Raw genomic sequence first — 12,976 nt, forward strand, 5'->3', positions numbered from 1 at the left:
TTGACAGCCCATACTGCCATACGCCTAATAGTTAATAACAATAAAAAGGCAATTATCAATTAGTAAAATCGCTATAAAACCTGGGTAATGTTCTCAATTTACATACTGACATATAACGAAGAGCTAGATATTGCTGCTTGTATCGAATCGGCGATGCTATCGGATGACATCATTGTTGTGGATTCATGCAGTAGCGATCGCACTGTGGAAATCGCTAGTTGCTATCCCATCCGCGTCATCCAACACGCTTTTGAAAGCCACGGACGCCAACGCACTTGGATGTTAGAGTCTATCCCCCCGAAGCACGAATGGGTTTACATTCTCGAAGCTGATGAGCGCATGACACCAGAGCTTTTCGCGGAATGCGAAAAGGTAAGTCAGAATCCAGACTACATCGGTTACTACGTAGCTGAACGTGTCATGTTCATGAATCGTTGGATTCGCTACAGCACACAGTATCCCCGTTACCAAATGCGCCTCTTCCGCTACGGTAAAGTGTGGTTTACAGACTATGGTCATACTGAACGGGAAGTTTGTGAGGGTGCAACTAGCTTTTTAAAAGAAACATATCCTCATTACACTTGTAGCAAAGGCTTGAGCCGCTGGATTGAAAAACATAACCGTTATTCTACAGATGAAGCTCAAGAAACATTGTATCAACTAGAACAAGGAAAGGTGAACTGGCAAGATTTATTTTTTGGCAAATCGGAAATCGAAAAACGCCGTGCCCTAAAAGATTTGTCTTTGCGTTTACCCGCCAGACCGTTGCTACGCTTTGTATATATGTATTTTATCTTAGGCGGATGTTTAGATGGAGGCGCTGGACTTGCTTGGTGTACATTGCAGGCATTCTACGAATACCTGATTTTGCTCAAAGTTTGGGAAATGAAGTATTTACCAAAACCTAATTTAGACGCAACAGCAATTCTGGCACAAGAGAGTACACAACAGGTGCAGTGCGCGGATTCTGAAACTACACAGGCTGATGCGGTGTAAAGAGGACTGGAGATTACAAGGCAGGACTTACGCACTAAAAACCTGAAACCTAGATCCCTCATAACCCACGCCACTTGACGCCAGTCCGCTCAAGTCGAGCCAACCGCTTGCGGCAGTTCCCCCGCTAAAGGACTGGCGTGGGTGACCCGCCCACGCAGCTGGCTCCCAAAAAAGGGAAACCTTAAGAGCTAACTTTTATAAGGGGGTTGGGGGATCTGCTCTGCGTAAGTCTTAGAAGGATTACGCACTGCAATTTAAAGCAGCGATCGCCTACGGTAAGCGCGGACGCGATCGCAAAATCAGAATTTACAAGTAGGGGCGCACAGCTAGCTGTGCGCCCCTATCGCGTGTTCCAGCTAAACGAGAACCACCATAATAAATTAATATCTTTAACAGAATATTTTCATAAAAGCCATTCCGGCTCAAATGTGAGTGACTGACCAGATACAATAATTCCTCAGTTTACCTGGTGATCCTTTCACAATCATGAGCAGCTTTTGATTGAGCGCGGTAGATTAGTAATACTTAAGGACTTGCAACAATCATTTACAAGTCTTACAAACAAAAGTAACATTCTCTGAGAATAACCAGTCGCCATCGGATTGGTTGATGTCTATGTGTATGCTTGTAGGAAAATAGCTGATTTCCACAAGTATGTGTTTTGGCGGCAGCAGCCAAGCTGCTAGCGTTTTGGACAGTTACTTGCGGCAGAAGCTGCTTCAAGTAAAGCCTTTGCTATTTGACTAATATCCTGGTATGGATACCAATAAAAAAAGTTCCTCTAGCTTAAAACAGGAGAATCGGGGCTTGGTAATCGATCGCCTAAAACAGGACTTAAAAAACGACCTGATTACTGGTTTGTTGGTAGTAATTCCGTTAGCAACCACTATCTGGCTGACAATTACCATTGCTACTTAGGTAATCAACTTCCTCACCCAAATTCCCAAACAGCTGAATCCCTTTGATGGCTTAAACTTAATTTTAGTAATTTTACTGAATTTATTAGTAGGATTAGCTGTACCCCTACTGAGTATCTTATTGATGGGCTTGATGGCTCGCAATATTGCTGGGCGGTAGGTTGCTAGATTTTGGTGAGCGGTTATTACAGGCAATTCCTTTAGCGGGACAGGTATATAAAACCCTGAAGCAGCTTTTAGAAACAATAGTCAAAGATTCCAATGGCAAGTTTCGCCGGGTAATTTTGGTAGAGTATCCCCGCCGAGGAATTTGGGCGATCGCCTTTGTTACTGGTGCAATCAGCAGTGATATCCAAGCCCAGATGTCTCGCCCCGTGCTAAGTGTTTTTATCCCCACCACCCCGAATCCGACTACCGGATGGTACGCACTCGTTCCTGAAGACGAGGTGGTGAACCTCTCCATGTCGATTGAAGACGCCTTTAAAATAGTTGTATTAGGTGGCATTGTCGCCCCCAATACGTCCTTGGTTTTCCCCAAAGGGTCCACACTGGAAGTCAAACACAACCAAATCAAGCAGCAGGTTATTCCCGTTGAAGAAACTTAAAATCAATCTGGCAAAGTCACAAGCAAATGCGTAATGTTGTTGTTGGACTGTGCCAAAATTGATAGGCTTGTAAGTTTGTCCTGCCTAGTTCATCAGTTCTCGCACAATCACCTCTCATTTTTATGCAACCTCGTAAACCCCAGCAAATTGCTCGTGAATTAGCGCTTTTAAGCCTTAGCCAATTGCCAGTTAACCCAAAGAAATTAGATAAATTGGCAGACGATCAACTAGTATCCAAGTTGGTGCTAGGAGCAGTACGCACCCTGACCTCAGAAGTGCAAGATACCCTTGATAATGCCGCAGGTGAACTACAACGCAGTAACGATCGCATCTTAAGTAGCCAAACTCGGGCCTCCGACCTCAATAGTGCTAGAACAATGCTTCAAGAGGCGATCGCCTGCACCCAGACAGCAATCAATCAGTTGGGTACAGCAGTTGATTTCCCAGAATTGATTCAGTTAGCTAATCAGGATAAGGGAGTCCGGAATTACGCTAAAGAGCTTGTGATTACCGTCAACGAAAATCGACACATTATAGATGAACTCCTTTCTAGTGCCTTAGTAGATTGGCAAGTAACTCGCCTCGCCCAAATCGACCGCGATATCCTACAAATCGCTGTGGCAGAAATGAAGTTCTTAGGAGTTGCAGATAGTATTGCCATCAACGAAGCTGTGGAGCTAGCCAAACGCTACAGTGGAGACGACGGTCATCGGTTTATTAACGGTGTTTTGCGCCGAGTCACTGAGCAGAAAAAAACAGCATAGTACCGCTACGTAATTCGTAATTCCTATACTGCCATAGAGAAAAGTCTGTAGCCGCAGAAGCGGCTTTTTCCGAGATTCTCCCTACAGCCCTTCTCAAGACAGGAGACGCTCTTGCGTTCGGGCATCCTAGGGCAGGCGCTAGCCTCTGGCAATGTGAGAAGGGGAGCCACTGCGGTCTTATCCCTTTGGGAGAAGGGGAGACGATGCCGCGCATAGCGCAGCGGTAGCGAGCCTGCGAACGCAAGAGCGTCTCGTAGAGAGCGTCTGGGGGTTTCCCCGAGGAGGAACTGCCGTGCATGGTATCCCGACTTGAGCGGACTGGCGTCAAGTGGCGTGAGACACTGCACGAACGGAAGGAACCCTCTGTTAGTACCGATTCTCCTCAAACTGGCGTTGAAAGGTGAGGATAACCCAGAAGTTTTCACCCCAAGAAAAAGTGCAAAGTTAAATTAAACTCATAACTTATAACTTATAACTCATATAACTAATACTGCTGCAATGGTTTTTAATTGGTTCCGTCGTCAATATAACGATTCCTCTAACACTCCCTCTGATCAGAAACAGGAAGAAACTCCTGCTGTACAAGAACCCCAACCAGAGCCAGCCGAAACGTCAACACCAACTGCTGAAACTGCACCAGACACAACGGCAGATTTGTTGGCGTTTGCTAAAGCTGCCTACAAAAATATTCAGCAAAAACAACAAGCTGAGGTAGTAGAAACCTCACCTGATTCAGCACAACCTGAAACCGCAGAAACGGCAATTGCGGAAATCACTGAACCAGAAGCAACTGAGGAACGTGTTAGTACAACTGTAGAAACTCCACAGCCAGAAGTTATCCAAGCAGCTACTGAGGAAGAAAGTACAGAAGATTCCTCAGTAGCAGCAATTCCTGAAGAGCCAGATGTCAAAAGCCCAGAAATAAAGGCAAGTGAAGTTGAACCAACGCCCATCGAACCACTAGCTACGCCAGAGGCAACACAGCCAACAGCACCAGCCACCTTATCCTTCTTAGAACGGGCGGCGGCAGAACGGCAAGCCAAGCTGGAACAACTAATAGCCACCGCCATTGAAATACCAGAACCGGAGGTAGTACAGCCAGTAGCTGCAACCTCAGAGACAGGAGAGGAAATTCCTGGACTGGTATTTGATGATGGGTTTGTCTGGTCAGCGAAAGTCCTAGCAGCTCAAGGTAGAAGTCCAGAAGAGGTTTCTATTGAAGAAATTACCTGGCTAAAAAAGCTTCGGCAAGGCTTAGACAAAACTCGTCGTAGCATCCTCAACCAACTAAAGGCGATCGTTGGTCAAGGGCCGCTAAACCTTGCTGCTGTGACAGAAATTGAGGCATTGCTCCTGCAAGCTGATGTGGGTGTAGAGGCGACAGACTTTATTATCAATGCCCTACAGAAAAAACTTCGAGAAGAAGTCACTGCACCTGAAGAAGCGATCGCTTACCTAAAAAAAATTCTCCGGGATATGCTGGATGCACCGAGCAAAACATCTCAGAAAACTACCTTTACCATAGAAAAAGAAACCTTAAATATTTGGTTAATCACTGGGGTGAATGGTGCCGGTAAAACCACTACCATCGGCAAAATTGCCCACCTGGGACAAAAATCTGGTTATAAATGCTTGATTGGGGCAGCAGACACCTTCCGCGCCGCCGCCGTGGAACAGGTCAAGGTTTGGGGTAGTAGAAGTGGTGTAGAAGTAATTGCTAATCCTGGGAAAAATACAGATCCGGCAGCAGTTGTATTTGATGCGATCGCTGCCGCCCAAGCGCGTCAAACAGAATTACTTTTGGTAGATACAGCTGGGCGATTGCAAAACAAGAAAAATTTAATGGACGAACTCAGCAAAATCCGGCGAATTATCGACAAAAAAGCCCCAAATGCCAAAGTAGAATCTCTATTGGTTTTAGATGCCACTTTAGGTCAAAATGGACTGCGGCAAGCCGAAGTTTTCTCCCAAGCTGCCCAATTAAGTGGCGTTGTCTTAACCAAACTGGACGGCACCGCCAAAGGCGGTGTTGCCCTTGCCGTTGTGCAGCAGCTAGGTTTACCCATTCGCTTTATTGGTGCTGGCGAAGGAATTGAAGACCTGCGCCCCTTTTCTAGCTATGAGTTTGTCGAAGCTCTCTTGAGTGGCTAGTTGAAAAATTTATAGTTAAAAATTTTTCTTGACAAACTGATAAATTTAGGGATGACTAATCTGGTATTATCACTCGAACTAATTAGAAACAAAATACTGGAAACAGCTCAAGTCCTAAAATCATGAGTTTGCCACAATAGATGGGTGAGTTTTGCTAAAATTTCAAGCTAATGCCCTTTTTTCACGCCCTGAATGGGCTTTTTAAAGGTAGCAGCGGGCATTTATTTGCAACACATAAAAGCCCGTAAACTCGCATCTTGCAGCAATTTAAAGGGCAGTCGAGACGCTTACCCCCCATAAATATAACTATTGTGGGATGGACAGCAGTCTGAGCTATGAGTAGTGCGTTGGGGAGCCAGCGCGGGTGAGTCCAGCACTGAGGGAGGGTGTTATCCTCCGCAAGTGACTGGTATTAGCTATGGCGATTTAAAGCAACCGCGTTAGCGAGTCGAAAGAGGTGCATGCTGCACGTAACTTACTTAAGAGTAGGAGTACGAGTGTCAGTTGTTTGCCCAGCGCTGACCTCAGGAAAAGGACGGCTTCCGACCATCAGAACTTCGGAGAATCGTCCACTGTGGACTCAAAAAGCAAATTGGTGTAAGTAAGCTGGTTCAACACTCCCAGGTGCATTCTCAGATATTATTTGCAAAAGTATCACAAATATTTTTTGTAGTAAATCGAGAGGTTTGAACTCTGATAGTTAAATGACAACACTCTTTCTGGTTTTTGACTTAAAGTTCTTGGAGGAGATTTTTCTAGATTTAGTGTCATCTCTTGTATTGATATCTTACACTTACCAAATGACTCCCACCTAAAATCAATTACAGGTTAATGCTTTAAGTCTGTTATCACTGGCTCGAAAGATTAAGTTATCTCACTTTTATTCCGTTTCATTGGGTTTAATTTTTGTATATTGAGCAAGTCAAAATTTACAAAACGAGAAATTTAAAATGAAAAAGCTCAATATTGGCGATTATTCCGGCAATTATGGGATACAAATTAAGTATTTGAAGACTTATTTACATATTCTCAGGTTTGGGAATGAATGTAAGTCTGTTTTTTCCCAAACCAAGCTCGATTTTAGCGCTGATAGAGGTTTTCACGAAAAAGACTTCTAGTCTCCTAGTTGTCTCTGCCCAAATAGTGACTCTGAAAACGTTATAAATTATTCTTGGAATAAAGTATTTTTATTACTTTAGAGATATGCTTTGGGAATTAAGTTATGAAAAAATGAAAAACTTTCTTAATTATCACCGAAACTAGTAATTTTTACGGGTTGGGTTTTGACTAAAAATACATGATTTTAAATTACTAATTTTCCGTCAAAAATATAATAAGCAAATAAAATACTCATAAAAGTTGCTTGTTACGTCTTTATACTCTTGCTAAAGTGACAAGTCTTGTCTAAATATGGTTTAGCAATGCCAAAGCCAAAAGATTTATAAGTAATCTAAAATCTGCCAATATAAAGTGCAATAGTACCTGTGCCTGTGTCTCAACTGCCCTCTCAACCCACTGACAACAATAGTAGTACCGCGACGGATGTCACACCAGTCGTGGCACTCAAAGAACTCGTGGCAAGGTTACACCGGGAACAGAACAAAATTCAAGATTTGCTAAGTTCTTTAGGATTTGCCCTGAGAAGTTTCAATAATTTGAATCAGTTTTTGGAACTGATCCCGCTGATGGCAACAAGAGTGACAGATGCAGACGGTAGCGCCCTCTTCCTCTACAAACCTAATGGTCAAGTCAGGTTAGAGCAGTTACATTGGCAAGATAGTCGTCAACGAAAAAATATCCGCAAAGCGCTAGAAATAGCCAGCAGTCAAATCACACTTATGCCCAATACTGCCCCTCTAGCTAATGCCACGGGGATAATGGAAGACCAGATGCATCGCTATTTGGGGCCAGATGTGCAAATCTTTGGTACGGCGATTCTGGTGAAGCATACAGAACGGGGATGGCTCTATGTCTTGAGCCGCGATCCAGAATATAGTTGGACAGAAACTAGGCAAAAGTTAGTTAGGTTAGTGGCAGACCAAACAGCAGTAGCGATCGAAAACGATGAACTAGCTGTAGAATTAAGAAAAAAAGAACGCCTAGACCAAGAACTAGAAATTGGCGCAGAAATTCAACGGCGACTTCTGCCACGTCAATGCCCGATAATCCCTGGTGCTGTCCTAGCGGCACGTTGTAAACCTGCCAATCGCGTTGGCGGAGACTACTACGACTTTATTGCTACGAATCACAATAAGATTCAGCCCAAGACCAAAGGCAGCACGGAAACTAGTCGCTGGGGTTTAGTTATTGGAGATGTCATGGGCAAAGGTGTCCCCGCTGGGCTGATTATGACGATGATGCGGGGAATGCTACGGGGAGAAGTGCTACATGGTAATTCCCCAGCAGGAATTCTGCAAAACTTAAATAGAGTTATGTATGCAGATTTGGACAATTCCCAGCGTTTTGTAACGCTATTTTACTCAGAATATAATCCCCATAACCGAATTTTATCTTATAGTAATGCGGCACATAATCCTCCCTTATGGTGGCACGCAGCCACGAAAACTGTCAGCCGTTTAGATACTTTAGGAATGTTAATCGGTTTGGATGCTAACAGCCAATATGAAGATGCCCAGGCACAGTTAGAGCCTGGGGATACAATTATTTACTATACAGATGGCTTGACCGATGCTGCTGCCGCTGGTGGCGATCGCTTCGATGAAGACAACTTTGTCACTAGCTTCAATACGGCTTGCAAGTACTGCAATGGCCCACAGGAGATTGTGGATTACCTATTTGACCAAGTTCAGCAATTCATTGGTGCTGATAGGCAAAACACTGATGATATGACACTAGTTGTTCTGCAAATTTTATAGTCATTTACCCATAATAAAACTATCCCACCCGCACTGGGGCGCACCCTGACGCCACTTGCTTCTCCCTACAGCCCTTCTATCTTAAGGAGACGCTCTTGCATTCGGGCATCCTACGGCAGGCGCTAGCCTCTGGCAATGTGAAAAGGGCATTGCCTCGCTCAACGCAGTGGCTACTCTTGCCACCCCCACCAAATCATAGATTTGGTAGCCAACTTTCGTAGTTGCGCGTCTGAATCCCCCACTGATAGCCAGTGGTAGCGAGTCTCTTGGCGTCTTGATTCTGATTCCTAGATTTTAAATAGGTAAATTCTTCTTCAATTATTTTTTCTTTGACTTTCTGTAGCGATCGCCCAAATGGCCGCACACCAACCTTTTTTAGTGAATCGTTTGTGTTTAGCCTTTAGAATAATACATAAAAAATGATCCTTAGAATACTTTTCTGTTCAAGTAAAAACTATATATTTTGCACATCTAGCACAGTAGGAAACGCCGAGGGGGAGACCAGGTAAAAGGTAAAATGTACAAGGTAAAAAGTAAAAGGTAAATTTACTTCTTCATTTTTGCTTTCTTTCTATCCTTGTGACGCAAGCATTTGGCCTGCTCCGTTTTGGCGTTTTTATTTTTCCTTTCTCCGCCGTAGCAAGTTCACAACAGCAACGACGGAGTTTTGCTTTGTTTATTTCTCAAGTCTAGACTTGTTTGTTTTCAAGTTCCTTGGTATTTAAGTTAATAACCTTCATTTAATGATTTGTCAAGATATTTATAAAAATATTTTAAATTCAGAATTCAGATGGCTATTCTTGCGCCCCAGCTTTTTGTAGACTCCGCACCACATTTTTATAACCATTAAATTCTGCAATCATCAAAGCAGTATAACCACCACGGTTTTTCAAATTCACATCTGCCCCAGCTTGGAGTAATACCTGCACGATTTCGTCATAACCTGCTGAGGCAGCCCACATCAAAGATGTTGCCCTGGCTGAGTCTTGAAAATTCACATCTGCCCCCTTTGCCAGCAGCAAATGTATAATCTCTGTGTGCTTGCGTTCGGTTGCCTTGATCAAAGCAGTTTTACCATCATCCCCCGGTGTCTTGACATCAGCACCATAGTCTAGCAACACTTTCACTGTTTGGGTGTGTCCTTGTGATGCAGCCAATGTCAAAGGTAGTTCACCAAGATTTTTACCATTAATATCTCCCCCAGAACGCAGCAGTGCCTCGACAATTTGGCTATGTCCCTGCAATGCTGCTACAAGCAGTGGCGTATCACCCAGGTGGTTCCTAATTTGGGCATCTGCACCCCTGTTAAGTAACACTTGTACGACATCAATGTAGCCTTCCACAACGGCAAGGTGTAGGGCAGTTTCACCATCTTGATCTTGGAGATTAATCTCGGCACCTCGATCTAGTAAAGCTGCTGCAATCTCACTGTGTCCCGCTGCTGCTGCTGCCGATAGGGCAATTCCACCATTAGCGTTTTTCACATTCACATCAGCCCCTGCTGCTAGCAGTGCTTCCACAATCTCCAGATGTCCCAAGTCTGCCGCTAATGTTAAGAGTGTCTCACCCTCCTCATCTCGGATATTGACATCGGCACCAGTTTGAAGAATTGCTTCTATAACTTCTATTTGTCCCTGCTTAACGGCGATTTTCAAGGCAGCATCATCATCTTTATCTTTGATATTCACCTTCGCACCAGCAGCCAATAAGACTCGCACTATATCTACATGGCCTTTGAGTACTGCTGCCATTAAAGCTGTGCTGCCATCTTCATTAGTGGCATTTACATCAGCACCTTTGGATAGTAAAAGCTGCACAATGTCAAACTGTTTGGCACTAGCTGCCAACATCAAAGCTGTCAAACCATAGAGTTTTCTTTTCAAGTTGATATTTGCCCCAGCATCCAGCAGCGATCGCACAATTTCGGTATAGCCTAAATTGGCAGCAAACATTAACGCCGTCGTGCCTTGGCGATCGCACGTGTCCACCAAGGCACCAGCACTTAGTAGCGCACATAGCCCCTTAATATCACCACTTTTAGCAGCTTTCAGCAGCAAAGTATCGTTGTTTTCAGTCATGGATAAGATCCCACACAGGGGGTTTTGTTCGTCTACCCTTAAAATTCAGTCTGAGATTGTTTATCCACTTTGGCAAGAGGGCGAAGCAAAATAGTAGGGGAGATGGGAGAACAGAATTTTCCTTATTCTCTTTTACTCTGTGCAGCTTTAACCACAGAAACTAGAGTTATGCTAATTTTTATGAAGATTTAATAATTAGGCGAGAACACAATGAGTCTGCAACTTACTCCATCAATTAAATATTGGCTGAACTTCATTCATCCGGTGCTCATGTGGGCACTATTAGCACTCTCAATTTATGCTGCCTACTTGGGGCTGCAAGTACAGCATACCAGAAATGCTAAGGGGGAAGAAAAGAAAGAACTGATTAAAGGTAGATATAACGTCAGACACTACCAAATCGGGTCTATACTCCTAGCTTTGATGGTGGCAGGTGCGATCGGTGCAATGGCTGTCACTTACATCAATAATGGTAAGTTATTTTTCGGATCTCACCTACTAGCAGGGCTGGGTATGATGAGTTTGATTGCATTTTCTGCTGCTTTGTCTCCTTATATGCAGAAAGGGGCAAATTGGGCGCGTGCAACTCACATTTTGTTGAATTCTATCCTTTTGGGACTTTTTGCTTGGCAGGCTGTTACTGGCGTGCAAATTGTCCAAAGAATTCTGACTCAAGCATAGATTAAGTAGTAGTTTGTCATTTGTCACTAATTTTTGACAAATGACAAAAAATAACTGTTGAATCACTGCTTTTGCTTAGAATTAGCAGCAAAAGGTATTTTCAAAGATTTATGAAAATCTTCCTGAACTTTGCGAGTTAAGCGGCGAGAGACTTGGCGGACAATTTGGTTAAGTAAGCGATCGCCTGTAGATTGAATTATAGACTTGGGTAATCGCTGAATAAACCTGGGAAAGTGCAAATCAACCATTAAATCCAATTCCCATTCAACTTTGGTAACCTCACCCATGTTAGTGGAAGCATCGTTTTCTATTAATTGTAGAGATGCCCGATAGTCTACGTCATAACCAGGCGGTTGGTAATCAGGAATGGGGATTGTACGGATGCGGTAAATACCCTCCTCTGGAGGCAACAATTCCAAACCAATTTTCGGTTCTACTTCATAACCAAAAGCACCAAAACGACCAATTACTAAAGCATAGCCATTTTCCCCAAGTAATTGTACCTTCATGGGTTCAGCGCAACGACAAAACCATGAGGCGTGAGCATTGAGATACTCAGCAACCTTCTGGGCTGGGGCAGGCATTTCCATAAAATCTTGATAATGACCAGAAAATTTTGTAAGCGTCGCTACATTTTCTTCTGTTAATGTGTCCTCAGCTTCTTGTTGGCTGGACGCTAGAGGTAAAACTGCTTCTGTTATTTCCCAGGATTTATATTCGCCTTTTGTTGAAAGCATAAATGCATTACTGTATATTTTGGCGTTGATCTATATTAATAATTCCCCATGCGCCTGGGTGATTTCGCATTCAGATCCTATTTTGACCGAAACCTCATTAATCTGCCATTACCTCCATAGAATTACTAAAATAAAGAACTGAACAAGCACACAATAGTTTCCCAGGATAGCATTTCTCATGAAAGCATTTGTAGCAGGGGCAACGGGTGAAACAGGTCGTCGGATTGTGCAAGAATTAATAGCGCGGAATATTCCCGTCCGAGCCTTGGTGCGGGATGTAGAGAAAGCCAAAGGTATTCTGTCTCCTGAAGTCGAATTAGTGGTAGGCGACGTGTTACAACCAGAAAGTCTGACTGCTGGGTTGGGAGATAGCACAGTTCTGTTGGTTGCTACTGGGGCAAAACCTAGCTTTGACCCCACTGGCCCCTATAAGGTAGATTTTGAAGGGAGTAAAAATTTAGTAGATGCTGCTAAGGTAAAGGGAATTGAGCATTTTGTCTTCGTTTCTTCATTGTGTACTTCCCAGCTTTTCCATCCGCTAAACTTGTTTTGGCTGATTTTGGTGTGGAAAAAACAAGCTGAAGAGTATATCCAGAAAAGTGGCCTTACCTATACGATTGTGCGACCTGGTGGGTTGAAGAATGAAGATAACCTCGACGCGATCGTGATGCAGAGTGCTGATACACTGTTCGACGGTAGCATCCCCAGGCAAAAAGTCGCCCAAGTTGCTGTTGAAGCGCTGTTTGAAGCAGATGCACGCAATAAACTTGTCGAAATTGTTGCAAAACCTGAAGCAGCCTCAAAAAGCTTTAAGGAGCTATTTCAACAGTGCTGATATTCGATTGGATTCTATTCCCCAAAATGATCGGCTCACATCTTCATGGAAAAGCGATGTCTACGATGGTCACTGAGCGGCTGATGAGCGCAGCGATGCACTGAGCTTGTCGTTGGCGCAGCCTCTCGTAGACAAGTGTCGAACCATGTCTTACCCCTACGGGGATCTTGCTAGCAAGAGCGTCTCCAAGAGTTGTGCAGGCTATGACGCTCTCTTACGAGACGCTGCGCGTAGCTTGCTTCCCCGTAAGGGTACGAATACTCGCTAACGCAACTCTTGGAGACGCTGCGCGTAACTTGCTTCCCCGTAGGGGTACGCTATCGGCGTCGCACTTTG

At 44.0% G+C, this 12,976-nt stretch carries 9 protein-coding genes and 1 pseudogene; 7 read left to right on the plus strand and 3 right to left on the minus strand.

What is annotated here, in order from left to right:
- The first annotated feature begins 87 nt into the window (after nucleotides 1-87).
- The 5 genes and pseudogenes from Q0541_RS13725 (at nucleotide 88) to Q0541_RS13745 (ending at nucleotide 8,309) form a co-directional block, all read left to right on the plus strand.
- On the plus strand, nucleotides 88-996 hold the full coding sequence (locus tag Q0541_RS13725; RefSeq protein ID WP_298911144.1) for a glycosyltransferase family 2 protein: 909 nt from the start codon (nucleotides 88-90) through the stop codon (nucleotides 994-996).
- Nucleotides 997-1,752: 756 nt separating this feature from the next.
- Nucleotides 1,753-2,518: pseudogene (locus tag Q0541_RS13730) on the plus strand (DUF502 domain-containing protein).
- A gap of 122 nt (nucleotides 2,519-2,640) precedes the next feature.
- Nucleotides 2,641-3,282 (plus strand): transcription antitermination factor NusB, encoded by a 642-nt coding sequence (gene nusB, locus Q0541_RS13735; protein WP_298911146.1) that lies wholly within the window; start codon nucleotides 2,641-2,643, stop codon nucleotides 3,280-3,282.
- A gap of 498 nt (nucleotides 3,283-3,780) precedes the next feature.
- Nucleotides 3,781-5,433 carry a signal recognition particle-docking protein FtsY gene (gene ftsY, locus Q0541_RS13740; RefSeq protein ID WP_298911148.1) on the plus strand — a complete coding sequence of 551 codons (1,653 nt, stop codon included), beginning with the start codon at nucleotides 3,781-3,783 and terminating at the stop codon, nucleotides 5,431-5,433.
- A 1,484-nt stretch (nucleotides 5,434-6,917) separates the two neighbouring features.
- Nucleotides 6,918-8,309 (plus strand): PP2C family protein-serine/threonine phosphatase, encoded by a 1,392-nt coding sequence (locus tag Q0541_RS13745; protein WP_298911150.1) that lies wholly within the window; start codon nucleotides 6,918-6,920, stop codon nucleotides 8,307-8,309.
- Between the two features lie 193 nt (nucleotides 8,310-8,502).
- On the opposite strand, the gene Q0541_RS13750 is transcribed toward Q0541_RS13745, so the two are convergent.
- Together Q0541_RS13750 and Q0541_RS13755 are read right to left on the minus strand one after the other, a co-directional pair.
- On the minus strand, nucleotides 8,503-8,673 hold the full coding sequence (locus Q0541_RS13750) for a hypothetical protein (protein ID WP_298911151.1): 171 nt from the start codon (nucleotides 8,671-8,673) through the stop codon (nucleotides 8,503-8,505).
- 430 nt (nucleotides 8,674-9,103) lie between these two features.
- The gene (locus Q0541_RS13755; RefSeq protein ID WP_298911152.1) at nucleotides 9,104-10,387 is read right to left on the minus strand and encodes an ankyrin repeat domain-containing protein; all 1,284 of its coding nucleotides are present in this window, start codon (nucleotides 10,385-10,387) and stop codon (nucleotides 9,104-9,106) included.
- Nucleotides 10,388-10,597: 210 nt separating this feature from the next.
- On the opposite strand from Q0541_RS13755, the gene Q0541_RS13760 reads away from it, so the two are divergent.
- Nucleotides 10,598-11,068: a DUF4079 domain-containing protein gene (locus Q0541_RS13760; protein WP_298911153.1), complete on the plus strand. Its 471-nt coding sequence runs from the start codon at nucleotides 10,598-10,600 to the stop codon at nucleotides 11,066-11,068.
- Nucleotides 11,069-11,130: 62 nt separating this feature from the next.
- Here Q0541_RS13760 and Q0541_RS13765 read toward each other — a convergent pair whose 3' ends face one another.
- A complete protein-coding gene (locus tag Q0541_RS13765; RefSeq protein ID WP_298911155.1) occupies nucleotides 11,131-11,805 on the minus strand; it encodes a DUF1997 domain-containing protein in 675 nt (224 codons plus the stop codon).
- A 178-nt stretch (nucleotides 11,806-11,983) separates the two neighbouring features.
- On the opposite strand from Q0541_RS13765, the gene Q0541_RS13770 reads away from it, so the two are divergent.
- On the plus strand, nucleotides 11,984-12,640 hold the full coding sequence (locus Q0541_RS13770; protein ID WP_298911157.1) for an NAD(P)H-binding protein: 657 nt from the start codon (nucleotides 11,984-11,986) through the stop codon (nucleotides 12,638-12,640).
- The last annotated feature ends 336 nt before the right edge of the window (nucleotides 12,641-12,976 follow it).

The organism is uncultured Nostoc sp. (assembly GCF_937863485.1).
In the GTDB taxonomy this organism is placed as follows: Bacteria; Cyanobacteriota; Cyanobacteriia; order Cyanobacteriales; family Nostocaceae; genus Nostoc.

Bases quoted from the DNA above. Each gene is read 5' to 3' on its own strand.
- Q0541_RS13760 (WP_298911153.1), top strand. From the start codon at position 10,598: ATGAGTCTGCAACTTACTCCATCAATTAAATATTGGCTGAACTTCATT.
- ftsY (WP_298911148.1), top strand. From the start codon at position 3,781: ATGGTTTTTAATTGGTTCCGTCGTCAATATAACGATTCCTCTAACACT.
- nusB (WP_298911146.1), top strand. From the start codon at position 2,641: ATGCAACCTCGTAAACCCCAGCAAATTGCTCGTGAATTAGCGCTTTTA.
- Q0541_RS13770 (WP_298911157.1), top strand. From the start codon at position 11,984: ATGAAAGCATTTGTAGCAGGGGCAACGGGTGAAACAGGTCGTCGGATT.
- Q0541_RS13725 (WP_298911144.1), top strand. From the start codon at position 88: ATGTTCTCAATTTACATACTGACATATAACGAAGAGCTAGATATTGCT.
- Q0541_RS13755 (WP_298911152.1), bottom strand. From the start codon at position 10,387: ATGACTGAAAACAACGATACTTTGCTGCTGAAAGCTGCTAAAAGTGGT.
- Q0541_RS13765 (WP_298911155.1), bottom strand. From the start codon at position 11,805: ATGCTTTCAACAAAAGGCGAATATAAATCCTGGGAAATAACAGAAGCA.